Here is a 17,943-nt window from a genome sequence, read left to right as displayed (position 1 = left end):
GTTCACGAATGAATACGAAACGGCAAACGATCTGGTTGGTGTCGATGTTGAGCTTGATGGTTATTTTGTCCGCATACTACCTGTTTACTGAAGATGTGGATCCCGGCAATAATATGCTTACAGATGGCGGAAGCCAGGAAGAGAAGCTCGGCATGGATGCGACAGAGGCAGCGGCCGGCAATGCTGACAAGCTCGATGGCCTTACCGTTACAGAGGTAACAGAGGCGGCGGATGCGGGTACTGCAACAGAGACGGCTGTGGACAAGGAAGCGGAGAAGGCGGATCAGGAGGTGCTGCGCAAGCTGGATGCGGCAGCGGCAGGTACAGCTGGCAGCATCTTTGAAGAGCTTCAATACAAGCGTGACCAGAAATTCGCGGAGGAGAACAACCGGCTGTACAGCATTATCTCGGATGCATCGCAGGATGCGAAGGAAGCGAACAAGGCGGCGGAGCAGATCAATCAGCTGGAGGACAAGAGCTCCAAAAAAACCGGCATTGAGGATGAGCTGACGAAGCAATTCAGCAATGCAATTATAGTCGAGGAGAACAACAATAAATATAAAGTCGTCGTTGAGAGCGAGAAGCTTGAGAGAAGCCAGGCGGATAATATCGTCATGATGGTCATGAAGGAGCTGGAGGTTGGAGCCGATCAGGTATCCGTTCAATTCATAGCCCCATAGCGAGGCCTGTGCTTATCGCAGCCCGCCTTTGCGCCTCATAGCCGTCATTGCGGCTGTGGGGCTGTTTTTCGTAAGATGCTATAAAAATGGGTTCGTGTTCGACGGTGTTTGTGCTATAATAGGAATGTTATGTACAAGTTTTGGCATTTCTGCCGCATAAGAAGGTGGAAACGTATGCCGGATGCTTATCCTGATGTTAACTATTCAAAAAAAGTATGCTTTTAGGAGTGAAACCATGTTCAAGCTAAGCGAGATTAAAGAATTGATCAAGCTAGTGGATCAAACGTCTGTTCATGAGCTCGAGATTGAAAACGAAGGCGCCCGCCTGCTCATCCGCAAGCCAGGCAAAACCGAAGTGGTGAACGTTCAAACCGCGTCGCTCGTTCCTACATATACGCAAGGCGTTCCCGCACCTGTACAACAAGCACCGACGGCGCTTGCGGCAGCACCTGCTGCACCAGAGGCAGCTCAGCCGGCAGCAGTCAATGCCAACCTGCATCAAATTCTGTCTCCAATGGTTGGCACATTCTATCGCTCATCGTCACCTGAGGCTGCGCCATTTGTCAGCGTTGGTGATCGTGTTAATGAGAAGTCCGTTGTATGCATATTGGAAGCGATGAAATTGATGAATGAGCTCGAAGCGGAAGTTCGCGGCGAGATTGTCGATATTCTCGTTGAGAACGGACAGCTTATTGAGTTCGGACAACCTCTATTCCTGGTCAAACCGGAATAATCCGGCTGCGAGGAATTCAGTCCATGAACGACAGCGATCGAAAGGGGTAAGACCTTGAAATTTAATAAAATATTGATTGCCAACCGGGGAGAAATTGCTGTCCGGATCATTCGCGCCTGCCGCGAGCTTGGCATCGGAACTGTTGCTGTATACTCTGAGGCTGATCGTGATTCCCTGCATGTCCGGCTTGCGGACGAGGCTTATTGCATTGGGCCGACAGCATCCAAGGACAGCTATCTCAACCTGACGAATATTATGAGTGTCGCCACATTAACAGAGTGCGACGCCATTCACCCTGGATACGGATTTCTTGCCGAGAACGCTAATTTCGCTGAAATATGCGAATCCTGCAATGTGACCTTCATAGGCCCTTCTCCGCAAGCGATCAGCAAGATGGGGGACAAGGCAGTCGCCAAGAATACGATGAAGGCAGCGGATGTTCCTGTTATTCCTGGGTCGGACGGACTTGTGGAGGATATGGACGATGCGCTTCGAATTGCCCGCGAGATCGGTTATCCGGTCATTATTAAAGCGACGGCAGGCGGCGGAGGCAAAGGCATTCGTATTGCGGAGGACGAGGAATCTCTCGTTTCCCAGATTACGACAGCGCAGCAGGAAGCCCAGAAGGCATTCGGCAATGCCGGCGTATATTTGGAGAAGTTTCTGACAGGCATGAAGCATGTCGAAATTCAGATTATGGCCGATAAGCACGGCAATGCCGTTCATCTGTTCGAGCGTGACTGCTCCGTTCAGCGCCGCCGCCAGAAGCTGGTGGAGGAGGCGCCTTGTGCAGTGCTGAGCCAGGCTCTCCGCGAGCGTATGGGACAAGCCGCAGTGCGCGCCGCTCTTGCGGTGAATTATGCCGGAGCAGGAACGCTGGAGTTTCTGCTTGGTCCCGACGGCAATTTCTACTTCATGGAGATGAATACCCGGATTCAGGTTGAGCATCCCGTTACAGAGATGATAACAGGCGTTGATCTGATCAAAGAGATGATCTCCGTTGCTGAGGGCAATCCGTTGTCGATCAAGCAATCGGATATCCGGATTAACGGCTGGTCAATTGAATGCCGCATTAATGCGGAGGATCCGGATCGCAACTTTATGCCTGCGCCGGGCCAAATTCAGTTTTACTTGCCGCCGGGCGGTCTTGGCGTTCGAGTGGACAGCGCAGCGTACCCGGGCTATACGATTTCGCCGCATTATGATTCTATGATTGCGAAGCTGATTGTTTGGGGCGAGAACCGTGAGGATGCGATATCAAGAATGAAGCGGGCACTCGCTGAATTTGCGATCGACGGCATTCGCACGACCATTCCTTTTCATATGAAGCTGCTTAATCATCCTAAGTTTGTTGACGGCAATTTCGACATTAAGTTCCTTGAGGAATACGATGTCAATCAACCGGAGAAGGAAAGAGAAGGCGAAGGCGCCAACTTTACAATTTGACAAACCGGCATCAGCCAGGCGGAACACAGGATTGTCAACCTTTGACATCGTCTGTATCCCGGGGTTCACTGATGCTGATTAACAACTGCAATGTTGTTTGTCATATTTCTCTCTGAATGCTATAGTATAGAAATAAGAAGCGGATGAGCTATCGGCTGGAGGCTGAAGCTGCGCAACTTTTTACGGGAGGTGTATGATAACCATGAGTACGCTGGCAGCGGACTATGAGAAGACCGACATGGGCACTATTCAGATCGCACCCGAAGTCATAGAGATTATCGCAGGACTTGCGACTATTGAGGTTCAAGGTGTTGCTGGAATGAGCGGCGGATTAGCTGGCGGTATTGCTGAGCTGCTGGGACGCAAGAACTTGTCCAAGGGCGTGAAGGTTGAAGTTGGACAACGGGAAGCGGCTGTAGACGTCTCTATCATTGTGGAGTACGGCAACCGAATTCCGGAGATCGCTTCCGACATTCAACGGAATGTGAAGCGCTCTATCGAAACGATGACAGGCTTGCATGTCGTTGAAGTCAACGTTCATATCCATGACGTCCATTTCAAGACGAATGATAAACCGGACGAGGATGAAGCGCATCGCGTGAAGTAAATGGAGTGAATAAGTAAGATAGCTATACCCCCTTGTGAATGGGCTTGCCGCTCGGCGCTTGGGGGTTTTATCTAGTCTGCCCCAAGGAGGAGGCTCCCATTGATAAGAGTAATGGACAAGCTGCTGTTGTTTCTGTTAAGCCTCGCAGTGGGTGCATTGTCAGTACTGGCATTTGGCATCGGGTTAAACTGGATTCCAGAGGAATGGTCCAGAGAAATCGTTCAAGATCTGTATAGCGGCAAAGTAGAGTGGCTGCAGTGGACGGTTGTAGCCGTATCGGTCGTTATGTTCCTGATTGGATTGCGATTCTTCTATGTATCGCTGCGCCGCAGCAATTCATCGGCTCCTTCCATTGACCAGCGTACGGAATTTGGCGACATTCGGATTTCCATTGAAACCGTTGAGAATTTGGCGTTGAAGGCGGCTGGCCGTCAGCGGGGGATCAAGGATCTGCGGGCGCGCATTCGTATTAGCGAGGCTGGCATCGATATTTCACTTCGGGCAGTTGCGGATGGAGAGTCCTCGATTCCGGTATTGACGGAAGAGATTCAGCGCGCTGTTAAATCACATGTTGAAGAGATTACTGGCATTCCGGTAGCGACAGTAGCGGTATTCGTGGCGAACATCATCCAGTCGACGAACTTCAAAAGTCGAGTGGAATAGGGGTGTTGTCAATGAGGGAAATCTGGACAACCTATGGAGGACGGATTGCCGGTGTTGCTACGGGAGTAGTACTTGGTATCATCTATTTCATTGTAGGCTTCTGGGACATGCTGTTCTTTGCGCTGCTGCTCTGGATTGGCTATACGATTGGCAAGGCGAAGGATGAACAAAGCGGACCTGTAATTCCATGGCAGCGGCTTACCGAGTGGCTTATGGAGAGATGGCGTCCGTTCAAATAGTGCTATGGTCTCCTCCGTACCCCGGACAAAATGAATTCTGATCGGGGCAGGGAGGAGATCATATTTTTTGAAAAGATCTGAAAGTATAAATAAATCGTTCTCCTATACTTTACGGACTTCTTCGAGAGATGAGACCGGCTTCGCCGTACAGGACGGTGTCTGTCTTTTCTTCTTACTGAAATATGATGAGATTGTCAGGAGGCCCCATGAAACGAAGGCTTGCACGGGAAATAGCGGTACAAAGCTTGTACCAGATGGAAATGAACGAAGTGGCCGCGGTTGAAGCGGTCAACATGCTGTTTGACGAAGTAAACGAAGAGAACGAGCTTGGTCTTGACTCGACAGATGTAGGAGCCATTGACGACCACGTTCGCGAGCTAGTCAACGGCGTTACAGCGAACAAAGCGGCGATTGACGATATGCTACAGGGTTATTTGACGGGCTGGCAGGTAGACCGGTTATCCCGTGTAGACCGTCAGATCTTGCGTCTTGCATGCTATGAGATGATATTTCGCGATGATGTTCCGCCCAAAGCAGCGATCAACGAAGCGATAGATCTGGCCAAGCATTTCGGCACAGACGAGTCCGGTAAATTCGTAAACGGCGTCTTAGGCCGTCTCCTTCAAGCGGTAGATGAGCTAAAGCCTAAAGCATAACCTAGCAAACCGCATTTCAAGTCCCGCGGGGACAAGCCCGCGAAGCGGGCGACAGGCACCTGCGCTTAAAGAGCATTTAAGTCCCGAAGGGACAAGCCCATGAAGTGGGCGACAGGGCACTTGCACTTAAAGAGCATTTAAGTCCCGCAGGGACAAGCCTGCGAAGTGGGCGACAGGCACTTAATAGGCTGACCGGAGAAATGATCGGAAGCAGATCACCCGAAGTAGAGCGTGTCCCGGAGGGACGAAAGCGGGGAAGAAGTTCGGAGTAACAATAGAGCGTCCCTGCAGCACAGACGTTATTCGGCTGGGTGTCCAGAGGGCGAAGCCCTTGGGGTCCCCCTTTCCAAGGGGGATTTAGGGGGATCAATAAAAAGGAGATGAACCAATATGTCGGCACAACGAATTGAAGGCAAACAAATTTCAGATGCGATCCGCGTCGAAATCGGTGAAGAAACAGCTAAGCTGGCACAGCGCGGCATCGTACCTGGATTGGCAGTAGTACTGGTAGGCGAAGACCCGGCATCCAAAGTGTATGTTGGGAGCAAGGAGAAGGCATGCCAGCAGCTGGGCTTTTACTCGGAGGTTCACAGGCTCCCGGCGTCGACGACGCAAGAGGAGCTTCTTGCCGTTATAGACAAGCTGAACAATCAGTCTACCATTCACGGTATACTTGTCCAGCTCCCGCTTCCTAAGCATATCGAGGAGAAACCGGTTATTGACGCTATTAGCGTACATAAAGACGTCGATGGTTTCCATCCCATCAGTGTCGGCAATCTGACAATCGGCGATGACAGCTTGCTGCCATGCACGCCTTCCGGTGTTATCGAGCTCATCAAAAGAACGGGCATCGAGATTGCGGGCAGGCATGCAGTCGTCATTGGCCGCAGCAACATTGTAGGCAAGCCAGTTGCCATGCTGCTTCTTCGCGAGCATGCGACGGTAACGATTTGCCATTCCCGCACCGCAGATATGGAGGCAATCGCGAAGACTGCTGACATACTCGTTGTAGCTATCGGCAAGCCTAAGGCAATCGGACGGTCATTCGTGAAGCCGGGAGCGGTCATTATTGACGTTGGCATCAACAGGCTGCCGGATGGCAAGCTTGCGGGCGACGTAGATTACGATGATGTGCTGGATACGGCAGGTTATGTGACTCCGGTTCCAGGCGGAGTTGGACCGATGACAATTACGATGTTGATGCTCAATACGTTGAAGGCGGCTAAACAAGCAAACGGAATCGGGGAGTGATCATTCCCATATGTCTGATGAATCACGTATTTTCTCCATTAAGGATATCAATAAATATATACGGATGAAGCTGGAGTCTGACAGGCTTCTTGGCGATGTTTGGCTGCGGGGTGAAATATCGAATTTCACCCATCATTCCAGCGGGCATATGTATTTCACCTTGAAGGATAAGGACAGCCGATTGAAATGCATTATGTTCGCTTCTCATAATGTGAAGCTGCCCTTCATGCCCAAGGAAGGCTCCAAGGTGCTGGCACGGGGCAATATATCGGTCTATGAGCGGGACGGCAATTACCAGTTTTATGCTACAGCAATGCAGCCGGATGGGATCGGAAGCCTGTACCTGGCTTTTGAACAGCTCAAGCGCAAGCTGGAGCAGGAGGGAATGTTTGACGGAGCGCGTAAGCGCCCGATACCTGCGCACCCAAAGGCTGTAGGAATTATTACATCACCGACCGGCGCTGCTGTACGGGACATATTAATTACGCTGCAGCGTCGTCACCCTTCCGTGCCGGTGCTGCTTTTTCCCGTTGTGGTCCAGGGAACGGGAGCGGCGCCCTCTATTGTGAAGGCGATAGAAATAATGAACCAAATGGCGGAAGTAGACGTATTAATTGTTGGACGCGGCGGCGGCTCGCTGGAAGAGCTGTGGGCGTTTAACGAAGAAGCGGTGGCACGGAGTATCGCAGCTTCAGCTATTCCGGTCATTTCAGCAGTTGGACATGAGACGGATTTTACGATTGCGGATTTTGTTGCTGATCTGCGGGCTGCTACCCCAACAGCTGCTGCAGAGCTCGCGGTTGCGAATGTGCAAGAATTGAAAGCCCAGTTGACCAATATACGGTCGCGGCTGGTGCAGTCGCTGCGCGGAACCGTACAATTCCGCAAGGAACGGTTAATGCGTTTGCAGCGTTCACCTGTCTTCCTTCATCCACGCAGATATATGCTGCTGCAGGCGGAACGGCTTGATCGGCTGACAGAACGGCTTCAGCAGCGGATGCTGCGGGCAACGGAAAGAGGCAATGACCGTCTTATTCGTCTGAAATCCGCACTTGCAGCAGCTCATCCGGGAGAGAAGGCGGCATTGGCGGCGGGCCGGCTGTTAACGGCTTCAGAACGGCTGGAAGCTGCAATGTCGGCCGGAATGAAGGAGCGCAGGATGAAGCTCCATGCTTCAATCCGGCAGCTGGATGCGCTGAGTCCGCTTAAAGTCATGTCACGCGGCTATAGTCTCGTTTACGATAGCACCAATAATAAATTGGTCAAATCAATAGGTGATGTTCAGCTTGGGGATTTAGTTAAAGTTAAGCTATCTGATGGAGATTTGGAATGTCATGTATGGGGTATGAAGGAGGAGGCATGAGGACGATGGCGAGCGAGGCAGAGCAGCCGCTAGGCTTTGAAGAGGCGATGGAACGGCTTGAGGGCATCGTAAGTCGTCTGGAGAGCGGTGATGTACCGTTGGAGACGGCGATTGAACTGTTTCAGGAAGGAATGAGGCTTTCCCAATTGTGCGGGTCCAAGCTGGAGCAGGTGGAACGCAAAATCGAGATACTGATCGAATCGGAAGGCGCCATTCATAAAAAACCGTTTGCTGCGGCAAATGAAGATAGAGGGGAATAAGGTTGAACGCATTGGTTACTACTGCAGAGTTTTTGAGCCGGTCAGCCAAGGAAGTGGAGCAAGCGCTTGCTGAAGCAATACCCGCTGAATGGGTATTTCCGGTTCAATTGCGCGAAGCGATGATGTATTCCGTTGAAGCAGGCGGCAAACGGCTTCGCCCCATCCTTGTCCTTGCTGCCGCAGAAGCAGTCAAAGGCGACTCCGATGCATGGCACTCCGCTATGCCTGTCGCCTGCGCGATTGAGATGATACATACGTATTCACTCATTCACGATGACCTGCCTGCCATGGATGATGATGATTTCAGACGCGGCAAACCGACGAATCACAAGGTGTATGGAGAAGCGGTTGCGATTCTGGCGGGAGACGGCCTGCTGACACACGCTTTCTATTCTGTCAGCCAAGCGGCGAAGCGCGGCGTATCCGCAGAAACGGTCATCGCTATTGTCTCCGATCTGGCCCGCTTGGCCGGCGTTCCCGGCATGGTTGGCGGCCAGGCGGCGGATATTCTGGGCGAGCAAGGAAGAACGACGCTTGCGGAACTGGAGTACATTCACTCCCGCAAGACGAGTGATCTGATTGTATTCTCTGTTACAGCAGGGGCCAGAATCGGCGGGGCATCCCCGGCACAGATCGAAGCCTTGACGGAGTTTGCCCACAAGCTCGGGCTTGCTTTTCAGGTTCAGGACGATATTCTCGATCTGATCGGCGATGAACAGAAGCTGGGCAAACCTACGCAGAGCGATGTACAGCAGCAGAAGGTGACCTACCCTTATCTGATCGGTCTGGAAGAGAGCAAGACGCTTGTGGAACGGCTGACGAAGGAAGCTACTGAGGCGCTCACCAGAGCCGGTCTTGGCAAGCCTGAATGGTTGTTTGCCATCTCCGAGTACTTGATGAGCAGGGATCATTAGGGGACAATATTGGGCAAGGCCATGATCTATGCTATAATTAGACATTGGTTGATCTTCATTGGACAATGAAATCGCGTTGTCTTGGAAAGCGAGGAAATATCGTGTTGCTCGAACACATTAACGAGCCTAAAGATTTGAAAGAGCTGTCTGTTGAGCAGCTTGGGCAGCTTGCTGAAGAAATCCGCGAATTTCTGATTGAGAAATTGTCCGCAACAGGGGGACATCTCGCTCCGAATTTGGGTGTGGTGGAGCTGACGCTCGCACTCCATTATTTATATGACAGCCCTAAGGATAAATTTATATTTGACGTGGGTCATCAATCCTACGTTCATAAAATATTGACAGGCCGCAAGGAACAATTCGACACGCTCCGCAAGTACAAGGGTTTGTGCGGCTTCGTCAAGAGGTCGGAGAGTGCGCATGACGTGTGGGAAGCGGGCCATAGCAGCACCTCTCTTTCGGCTGCGATGGGAATGGCGCTGGCGCGCGATCTTAAAGGCGAGAACAACAAAGTTGTCGCTGTAATCGGAGACGGCGCACTTACCGGCGGTATGGCGCTCGAGGCGCTGAATCATATCGGCCATGAGAAGAGCAATGTGACGGTTATTCTCAACGACAATGAGATGTCAATCGCGCCTAATGTCGGAGCACTGCATCATTATTTGGGCAAAATCCGTACAGACCGCCATTATCAGAAAGCCAAGGATGAGCTGCAGCAGCTCCTTAATAAGGTGCCGGCAATCGGCGGCAAGCTTGCCAAGACGGCTGAGCGTCTCAAGGATAGTGTCAAATATTTGCTTGTTAACGGCGGAATTTTGTTTGAACAATTCGGATTTACGTATTTTGGCCCCGTTGACGGTCATGATATGAACCAACTGCTTGATGTTATGGAGCAAGCCAACAATGTTACCGGCCCTGTTCTCATTCATATCCTGACAGTCAAGGGCAAGGGCTATTCTCCTGCAGAAGCGGATTCGCACAAATGGCATGGCATTTCACCTTACAAGATTGAGTCCGGTCAAGTGCTGAAGGCCGTGGGCCCGCCTATGTATACGGAAGTATTCAGTGATGCGCTAATGGAGCTTGCCGCAGAGGACAACCGGATTGTTGCCGTTACACCTGCAATGCCCGGAGGATCTGGACTGTTGAAGTTTGCCGAGCGTTTCCCCGGCCGGATGATCGATGTAGGGATTGCGGAGCAGCATGCGGCTACAATGTGTGCGGCACTGGCAATGGAAGGAATGAAGCCTGTCTATGCGGTCTATTCCACCTTCCTGCAGCGCGCGTACGATCAGGTGGTCCATGATATTTGCCGCCAGAACCTGAACGTTGTATTCGCGATTGACCGCGCGGGATTTGTTGGACCCGATGGTGAAACCCATCAGGGTGTATATGATATTGCTTATTTGCGTCATATTCCTAATATGGTGCTGATGATGCCTAAGGATGAGAATGAGCTGCGCCAGATGATGAAGACGGCAATGGATTATAGTGATGGGCCGATTGCCATTCGTTATCCGCGCATTAACGGGCTTGGGGTCGCCATGGAGCCAGTCATGACACCGATACCGATCGGGCAATGGGAAACGGTTCGTGAAGGCGACTCGGCGGCTATTATTGCCATTGGCCCAATGGTACAGGTAGCGGAAGAAGCAGCCGAACTGCTCAAGCGCGAAGGGCTGAATATCCGTGTTGTGAATGCCAGGTTTGTCAAACCGCTTGATGAAGAAATGCTGCTGCAGCTTGCGGATGAAGGATTGAACATGCTGGTGCTGGAAGAGGGCTGCGAGCAAGGCGGTCTTGGAAGTGCTGTGCTTGAATTCTATTCACTTCGCAATAAACGGGACGTATCTGTGCGAATCAAAGGTGTTCCGGATGTGTATGTAGAGCATGGCTCCATCAAGGAGCAGCGTCAGGAAATCGGGCTTACGGCTGAGGATACTGCGGCAGAGCTTAAAGCCATGCTGCCCAGAGTGCGCAAGCGCGTGAACGGTCCTGCATAAGAAACGGGAGATAAGATGACGACAGCGAAAGAACGAATCGATGTGCTCTTGGTTGAGCAAGGTTATTATGAAAGTCGGGAGAGAGCGAAGGCTGCTGTAATGGCAGGGCTCGTAATCGTCGATGGAGAACGAATCGAGAAGGGCGGTACCAAAGTGCCGCGAGCGGCTGCAATCACTGTAAAGGGTGCGCCTCACCCTTATGTGAGCCGCGGAGGTCTGAAGCTGGAGAAAGCGATTCGAGAATTCCAGCTGTCAATGGACGGCATCGTTATGCTGGATATTGGCGCTTCGACCGGAGGTTTTACGGACTGTGCGCTGCAGAATGGCGCTTCGCATGTATATGCCATTGATGTCGGCTACAATCAATTGGATTGGTCGCTGCGAAAAGATGAGCGAGTTGAAGTTATGGAGCGCACTAATTTCAGATATACGAAGCCGTCAGACTTGAATGGCCCCAAGCCTTCCTTTGCAACGATAGACGTGTCTTTTATCTCGCTAAAGCTCATTTTGCCGCCGCTTGGAACACTGCTCTCGGAAGGTTCCGGAGTAGTGGCGCTTATTAAACCGCAGTTCGAAGCCGGGCGGGAGAATGTGGGCAAATCAGGTGTGGTGCGGGATTCCAAGGTTCATCGAGATGTATTGAAGACCGTGCTGACATTTGCTGCCGAGCAGGGATTTTCACTGCAGCAGGTAACCTTTTCCCCCATTACAGGCGGAGAAGGCAATATAGAGTTTCTGGCTTACTGGCTGTGGATGCCGGGTTCAGCAGCAGCTGTCCCTTCTGATGAAGAGCTGGCAGAGCTCGTTCATAATGCGGGGCGGACGTTTGCGCGTGATCAAGCCTAGCCTGGAAACGATAAGCTAATAGATGGCAGGAGCCTTTCAATTCAGCGGAAGCTGGCTTGGAGGGCTTTTTTTTGTCTATTTGCGAAGCTTATTTCGCTGTGGAATAATGGGACTGTGCCCCTTGCTGGCGTATGAGCTGCTGCATAATAGGGATGGAGAGATTGGAAGCGCCGCCGTTAAAAGCGTTGTTCCCCTTTGCAGAATGCACAAAATCTGATAAACTATAAAAAACCAAACAAACGTTCGCCATTCCATTTAGAGGGAATTTCCTCTTCTTTCACGAATGAATAGGTAACACTCTTGTTCGTGAGGAGGGAATCAATGGGGAAATACGGTGACTGGTTGGTGATGCTTGTCGCTGGGAGCCTGATTATTTATTGGTTGTACCGGCTCTTCTACCGCTGGCTGCATGAGCCGCCAAGCATGAATTCCAAGCTGCTGCTCAGCAATGCGGAAGAGGTGCGTGAGGATGATGAGAACGTCAGATTTCTGGAGCATAGAGGGTATGAAGTGACATATGGCCGTTATCGGCTGCCTATAACGATTGATTTGGACGGACAGTTGCTGCAAAGCCGGCTGTTTATTGATCTGATTGCAGAGAAGGACGGCAAGCATTATATCGTGAAGACAGCTCGTGACCGGATGCCGATTGACTGGACAGGCAGCGGGGTGCGAGACCGTCTGATGGTGTATGCACTGCTTATGCCGGAGAGCGAAGGCATTCTGTTCGTCGATGGCAAGGAAAGAACAATTCGAACAATAACATTTCGTTTTGGATAGATGGATGGGAAGCATTTGAGGAGGATAATATGAAGAGTGTTCGACATATGAAAATACGCGAGATCATTACAGGGCAAATTATTGAAACGCAGGATGAACTGGTTGATGCGCTTCGTTCAACCGGATTTCAGGTGACGCAAGCTACGGTTTCACGCGATATCAAGGAGCTGCAGCTTGTTAAAGTCACTGTGGAGGATGGACGGTACAAGTATTCCATGCCTCAGGAGGTTCGAACGAATCCGATTCACAAGCTGAAGCGTACATTAGCGGATCATTTCGTCCATATTGACTACACTGATAATTTGGTCGTTCTGAAGAGCCTGCCGGGTACAGCCAACGCGATCGGTGCAATGATTGACAACATGGAGTGGAGTGAAGTTATGGGGACGATCTGCGGCGATGATACGATTCTCATTATTTGCCGAACCAAGGCTCAGAGCGGACAGTTGGTCGATCGCCTGCTTGATTTCATGAATTAATGTAATGGCTACAAGACATAAAGGGGGAACACGTACATGCTTCGGGAGCTTTCAATTCGCAATTTGGCAGTAATTGAGTCGGTTACAGTCCGATTCCACGAAGGATTCCACGTACTGACCGGTGAGACTGGAGCGGGGAAATCGATCCTGATTGATGCGCTCAGCCTCGTAGTTGGCGGCAGAGGCTCATCAGATATGGTACGCTACGGCTGCGCCAAAGCGGAAATCGAAGCCATGTTCGAGCTCCCTGCCAGCCATCCGGTATGGGCGGCCTTGCACACGTTTGGAATCGATGCTTTGCCGGAGGAGGGCCTCGTCATCCGCCGTGAGCTTAGCTCGCAGGGCAAGAGCGTCAGCCGTGTGAATGGACACATTGTAACGATGTCGATGCTGCGTGAGGCGGGCGAATGTCTTGTGAATATACATGGACAGCATGAGCATCAATCCCTCTTCAGAACGGAGAAGCATTTGGATTGGCTTGATATGTACGCGGGCGCTAAAGTAACGGAAACACTGGAGAAGTACAAAGCGGTCTACAGGCGCTATGAGCAGGTTCGCCATCAGCTCAGAGAGCTTGAGGATACGTCGCGTCAGAATATGCAAATGCTTGATCTCTATCGCTTTCAGATCGAAGAGATCGCTGCTGCCAAGCTTATCCCTGGGGAGGATGAATCGCTGGCGGAAGAGAAGCAGAAGCTAATGTACGCCGTCAAACGCCGGGACAGCGCATCAGAAGCCTATTCCATGCTGTATGGCAGCAAAGGTCTGGATGCGGTAAGCCGTGCAATCTCACGCATTGAAGATATACGCGAATTTGATTCTGCGGTAATCAGTCCGATTCTGGAGCAGCTGCAATCGTCTTATTATGGATTGGAAGATGCGGTATTTCAATTAAGGGATTACCGTGACGGTGTAGAGTCTGATCCTGAACGTCTGGCTATTATTGATGACAGATTGGATCTGATTCACAGCCTGAAGCGCAAGTATGGGGAGACAATCCCTGATATTTTGGCCTATTTGGCTAAAATTCAATCCGAGGCCGATAAAATCGAGAATCGGGATGAGCATGTAAGCCGCCTTCGTGAGGAAGGATCAGCCCTGTATGAAGAGGCGAACAAGGTTGGGGGACGGCTGTCTGAGCTGCGGCGCGCTGCTGCGGATCGGCTGGCAATTGCCATCGAAGCGGAGCTGAGACAGCTGGGGATGGAGCGAACGACATTCCGCGTTGAGCTGCAGCAGCATGTGGAAGGGGAGCGCTGCCGGCTTCTGCTCAACGGTATAGATGAAGCGGCCTTCATGCTGGCGCCTAATCCGGGCGAACCACTGAAGCCACTGAACAAGATCGCATCCGGTGGCGAGATGTCGCGTATTATGCTGGCACTTAAAGCGATATTCGCTTCCATAGATCAGGTTCCTGTCCTTGTATTTGATGAGGTTGACACAGGTGTTAGTGGCCGTGCAGCTCAAGCTATCGCTGAGAAGATGTCTAGGCTGTCGAGCCAGTGCCAAGTATTCTCCATTACGCATTTGCCGCAGGTAGCTTGTATGGCTGATCATCATTATGAGATCCGCAAAGCAATTGTTGCAGAACGAACCTCCACACATGTAACGGAACTGCAGAATGGCACGCGTATTGAAGAGCTGGCCAGAATGCTCGGCGGGGTGGAAGTAACGGAAAAAACACGGCATCATGCACAAGAAATGCTTGACTTGGCTTACAAACAAAAGGGAGCGTAATGTAAGGATATACGGGAAGGTTTTTGGCGACATAAAACTGCGGGGGCAGGGATACCTTAAAGATACGCATTTGGCGAACAAACATCTCGTCAAGCGATTGTAAACAGGGAGTGTGAAGTCATTGAATGCCAATCAGCGAAAGCGGTGGCTTGGTCTTCTTCTCGTATTCATCGTTTGCATGCTTGGTCTGTCCTCCCCCTTTCAACACTATGCCTCCTTTCCAAACGAGCTTCGCTTGTTTTCCGGGCAGTTGAAGCAATTAGACTACGGCATGCCTGTACATGCACAGGTGACAGTTGATCCACAGATATTAAGCGTGAACGGGTCTAAGGCTGGTTCGTTCTCCGTTGATCTGAACAAGCCGTTGTCCCTTCAATCCCAGCATAGCGGTGCGACAACGATGAAGCTGAAATTATTCGGCGCTATCCCTTTTAAGACAGTGAAGGTGAATGTCGTTCCTGATCTTCGTGTCATTCCTGGCGGACAGACAATTGGAGTCAAGGTGAAATCAGCCGGCATTATGGTCGTAGGCCATCATCAAGTTGTTATTGGAAAAGGTTCCAAAGTATCGCCAGGTGAGACGGCAAAGCTGCAGCTGGGAGATTTAATTGTCCGTATCAATGGGAATCACATCAATGAAGTTCATAAAGTAGCGGAATTGGCGGAGAGTGCCGGAGGTAAGAAGCAGCCTCTTCATCTGACAGTGAAGCGTGGTTCTCATCTTTTCGAGACGAAACTGTCTCCTGTATATGATGTTGAAGATCGTGCATGGCGGCTGGGGCTTTACATTAGAGACTCTGCCGCAGGTGTAGGCACGTTGACTTTCTATGCACCGGATCAAGGCGTGTATGGGGCATTAGGCCATGTTATAACCGATATGGATACACAAACACCGATTGAAGTGGGCGAGGGTCAAATTTTACAATCCAATGTCACTTCGATTAACAAGAGCCAAAGCGGCGAGCCAGGAGAGAAACGCGCACATTTTATCAAGGAAAGCAAGGTACTTGGCAATATTGAGAAGAACACGCCATTCGGCATCTTCGGCAAAATGAAGGAGCTTCCCAATCACAGCTACAATGAACGTTCGGTTCCTGTAGCATTCGCTGAGGAAGTGAAGGAAGGTCCCGCACAGCTGTTAACAGTAGTGAACGGTCAGAAGGTCGAACGGTTTAACGTAGAGATTGTGCATGTAACACGGCAATCCTCTCCAGCAACCAAAGGTATGGTCATCAAAATTACGGATTCCAGGTTAATTGAACAGACCGGTGGTATTGTGCAAGGGATGTCCGGCAGTCCAATTATTCAGAATGGCAAGCTGATTGGAGCTGTAACGCATGTATTCGTCAATGATCCTACATCGGGTTATGGATGTTTCATTGAATGGATGCTTCAGGATGCGGGGGTTCTGCTGAAGACAGCGGGGTTGAATCTTAAGGCGGCTTAGTACGCCTTAGGATTTTTTCTTATTCATTTTGTCGAAAATATACGAATTATGATGCTATATGTAGCAAAATATTCATTATAAAACAAACGAATAAAAAAATAAAGAAAAATATTATTCGACAGAAGGAATTTGGTTTGAGATGTCGAAAATGTATGTTAGACATGAAGGACAGACGGAATATCACGAAACCATATAGCAGTATGATATGGATTTTACTAAGGAGGATTATACCTTGCAAAGAATTGAAGTTTTATTAGCGGATGATAACAGGGAGTTCACGAATCTGTTGTCGGAGTACATTTCTGAACAAAACGATATGGTTGTCTCAGGAGTCGCTTATAACGGAGAAGAAGTGCTTCGATTGCTTGAAGAATCCACTGAGATGCCGGACGTTCTAATTCTGGATATTATTATGCCTCATTTGGATGGACTTGGAGTATTGGAGCGGTTGCGTGATATGAACTTGTCTCCAATGCCTAAAATTATTATGCTGACTGCTTTCGGCCAAGAAAATATTACACAGAAAGCGGTTCAACTCGGTGCATCCTATTACATATTAAAGCCGTTTGATATGGAAATTCTGGCTAATCGCATTCGCCAGCTTGTTGGCAATTCCAATGTTGTATCTTCTACATCCTCATCCTACAGTTCATCTTCTGTTGTTAAATCGAATGTAGTACCAATTGTAAAGGGCAAGAATTTGGATGCTAATATTACAAGTATCATACACGAGATCGGTGTGCCTGCGCATATTAAAGGGTATCAGTACTTGCGCGAAGCCATCACGATGGTGTACAACAATATCGAAATTCTCGGCGCGATCACCAAGACGCTGTATCCGGCAATTGCGGAGAAATTCAAAACAACACCTTCCCGTGTTGAACGCGCGATCCGCCATGCTATCGAAGTTGCCTGGACACGCGGCAACATCGATAGCATCTCGCACCTGTTCGGCTATACGATCAATATCAGCAAGTCCAAGCCGACGAATAGCGAATTCATCGCGATGGTGGCGGACAAGCTGCGGATTGAGCATAAGGTGAGCTGAGAGTAATCGAAGCAAGAAAGTAAAACGCTACTGATTAACTTTTATCAAATTAATAAACACCACTAATCTATTGGTTGCAAAATTACCAGTGGAGAGTGGTGTTTTTTTATATGATCTACCCTGAAGAATGTATTTGTAATCTCGGTTGCCAATATTTACAGAATTATGATATGTTAAAGATATTATTTACACTATTTTCAAGATGTTGAAACTTAAAAATATTTTTTATTATGGGATGCATGTTTGTTTCTTTTTTATGTTAAAAATTTTGAGGTGATATGATGGCAATGGTTCGTGAAGATGGGCGTTATTACTATTTTGCCTGTGAAGATTGTGGAGATGAAGTGCGTGTAATGCGAGCATATTGTATTAAAAGCGATGCTGAAATTGAAATCAAACGAAACACCAACTGCTCATGTGGTACAACGCTTGAAAAAGTTCATTATTTAGAGCCAGAAGTAAGAAATGATATGGATGATGAACCAGTTAGATGCCCTAAGTGTAGAACCGCACAAGTTACTGTGGGAAATAAAGGTTTTGGATTAGGTAAAGCGGCATTGGGTGGGATTCTTCTTGGTCCAGTTGGTTTATTAGGCGGAGTGATTGGGAGCAAAAAAGTTGTAATTACTTGTTTGAAATGTGCTCATAAATGGGATGCTGGGGATTTGCAACATTAAAGCTTTTACAAATAAGGCACTTCCTTTGGATGCAGATCTAAATGAAAGGTGCCTTTTCTATTTCATAGTTAGGAAGCGTATCCTTTAAACAGCCTCATTCGTTTACAATATGCA

19 protein-coding genes are annotated in these 17,943 nt (G+C 49.7%); all 19 read left to right on the top strand.

What is annotated here, in order from left to right; translation table 11 throughout:
- Positions 1–8 precede the first annotated feature (8 nt).
- The 19 genes from K0T92_RS02195 to K0T92_RS02105 all read left to right on the top strand — a co-directional run bounded on the left by K0T92_RS02195 (position 9) and on the right by K0T92_RS02105 (position 17,829).
- Entirely contained in the window at positions 9–680 is a 672-nt protein-coding gene (locus tag K0T92_RS02195) for a SpoIIIAH-like family protein (protein WP_219870774.1), read from the top strand.
- A gap of 235 nt (positions 681–915) precedes the next feature.
- Positions 916–1,413 (top strand): acetyl-CoA carboxylase biotin carboxyl carrier protein, encoded by a 498-nt coding sequence (gene accB, locus K0T92_RS02190; protein WP_219870773.1) that lies wholly within the window; start codon positions 916–918, stop codon positions 1,411–1,413.
- A 54-nt stretch (positions 1,414–1,467) separates the two neighbouring features.
- Positions 1,468–2,859: an acetyl-CoA carboxylase biotin carboxylase subunit gene (gene accC, locus K0T92_RS02185; protein WP_219870772.1), complete on the top strand. Its 1,392-nt coding sequence runs from the start codon at positions 1,468–1,470 to the stop codon at positions 2,857–2,859.
- Between the two features lie 202 nt (positions 2,860–3,061).
- Complete coding sequence (locus K0T92_RS02180; protein ID WP_219870771.1) at positions 3,062–3,466, top strand: Asp23/Gls24 family envelope stress response protein; 405 nt, start codon at positions 3,062–3,064, stop codon at positions 3,464–3,466.
- 99 nt (positions 3,467–3,565) lie between these two features.
- Positions 3,566–4,129, top strand: a complete 564-nt coding sequence (gene amaP, locus K0T92_RS02175) for an alkaline shock response membrane anchor protein AmaP (RefSeq protein WP_219870770.1) — start codon at positions 3,566–3,568, stop codon at positions 4,127–4,129.
- Positions 4,130–4,140: 11 nt separating this feature from the next.
- Positions 4,141–4,368 carry a DUF2273 domain-containing protein gene (locus K0T92_RS02170; RefSeq protein WP_425517602.1) on the top strand — a complete coding sequence of 76 codons (228 nt, stop codon included), beginning with the start codon at positions 4,141–4,143 and terminating at the stop codon, positions 4,366–4,368.
- Positions 4,369–4,574: 206 nt separating this feature from the next.
- Complete coding sequence (nusB, locus tag K0T92_RS02165; protein ID WP_219870769.1) at positions 4,575–5,024, top strand: transcription antitermination factor NusB; 450 nt, start codon at positions 4,575–4,577, stop codon at positions 5,022–5,024.
- A gap of 390 nt (positions 5,025–5,414) precedes the next feature.
- Positions 5,415–6,275, top strand: coding sequence for a bifunctional methylenetetrahydrofolate dehydrogenase/methenyltetrahydrofolate cyclohydrolase FolD (gene folD, locus K0T92_RS02160; protein WP_219870768.1), 861 nt, complete (start codon positions 5,415–5,417; stop codon positions 6,273–6,275).
- A gap of 10 nt (positions 6,276–6,285) precedes the next feature.
- Positions 6,286–7,638 (top strand): exodeoxyribonuclease VII large subunit, encoded by a 1,353-nt coding sequence (xseA, locus tag K0T92_RS02155; protein ID WP_219870767.1) that lies wholly within the window; start codon positions 6,286–6,288, stop codon positions 7,636–7,638.
- Positions 7,639–7,643: 5 nt separating this feature from the next.
- Positions 7,644–7,898: an exodeoxyribonuclease VII small subunit gene (gene xseB, locus K0T92_RS02150; RefSeq protein ID WP_219870766.1), complete on the top strand. Its 255-nt coding sequence runs from the start codon at positions 7,644–7,646 to the stop codon at positions 7,896–7,898.
- A gap of 2 nt (positions 7,899–7,900) precedes the next feature.
- Positions 7,901–8,812: a polyprenyl synthetase family protein gene (locus tag K0T92_RS02145; RefSeq protein ID WP_219870765.1), complete on the top strand. Its 912-nt coding sequence runs from the start codon at positions 7,901–7,903 to the stop codon at positions 8,810–8,812.
- A gap of 101 nt (positions 8,813–8,913) precedes the next feature.
- Positions 8,914–10,815, top strand: coding sequence for a 1-deoxy-D-xylulose-5-phosphate synthase (gene dxs, locus K0T92_RS02140; RefSeq protein ID WP_219870764.1), 1,902 nt, complete (start codon positions 8,914–8,916; stop codon positions 10,813–10,815).
- A 15-nt stretch (positions 10,816–10,830) separates the two neighbouring features.
- A complete protein-coding gene (locus tag K0T92_RS02135) occupies positions 10,831–11,661 on the top strand; it encodes a TlyA family RNA methyltransferase (protein WP_219870763.1) in 831 nt (276 codons plus the stop codon).
- Positions 11,662–11,982: 321 nt separating this feature from the next.
- Entirely contained in the window at positions 11,983–12,441 is a 459-nt protein-coding gene (locus K0T92_RS02130; protein WP_219870762.1) for a hypothetical protein, read from the top strand.
- Positions 12,442–12,470: 29 nt separating this feature from the next.
- Complete coding sequence (ahrC, locus tag K0T92_RS02125; protein ID WP_219870761.1) at positions 12,471–12,920, top strand: transcriptional regulator AhrC/ArgR; 450 nt, start codon at positions 12,471–12,473, stop codon at positions 12,918–12,920.
- Between the two features lie 36 nt (positions 12,921–12,956).
- The gene (recN, locus tag K0T92_RS02120; RefSeq protein WP_219870760.1) at positions 12,957–14,657 is read left to right on the top strand and encodes a DNA repair protein RecN; all 1,701 of its coding nucleotides are present in this window, start codon (positions 12,957–12,959) and stop codon (positions 14,655–14,657) included.
- Between the two features lie 121 nt (positions 14,658–14,778).
- Positions 14,779–16,104, top strand: a complete 1,326-nt coding sequence (gene spoIVB, locus K0T92_RS02115; protein ID WP_219870759.1) for a SpoIVB peptidase — start codon at positions 14,779–14,781, stop codon at positions 16,102–16,104.
- A gap of 232 nt (positions 16,105–16,336) precedes the next feature.
- Positions 16,337–17,152, top strand: coding sequence for a sporulation transcription factor Spo0A (gene spo0A / locus K0T92_RS02110; RefSeq protein WP_219870758.1), 816 nt, complete (start codon positions 16,337–16,339; stop codon positions 17,150–17,152).
- A 287-nt stretch (positions 17,153–17,439) separates the two neighbouring features.
- Positions 17,440–17,829, top strand: a complete 390-nt coding sequence (locus tag K0T92_RS02105) for a hypothetical protein (RefSeq protein WP_219870757.1) — start codon at positions 17,440–17,442, stop codon at positions 17,827–17,829.
- Positions 17,830–17,943 lie beyond the last annotated feature (114 nt).

This window comes from Paenibacillus oenotherae, from assembly GCF_019443105.1.
Classification (GTDB): Bacteria; Bacillota; Bacilli; order Paenibacillales; family Paenibacillaceae; genus Paenibacillus_Z; species Paenibacillus_Z oenotherae.
Note: the sequence above shows the minus strand (reverse complement) of the source record. Positions and strands in the feature narration are given on the sequence as shown.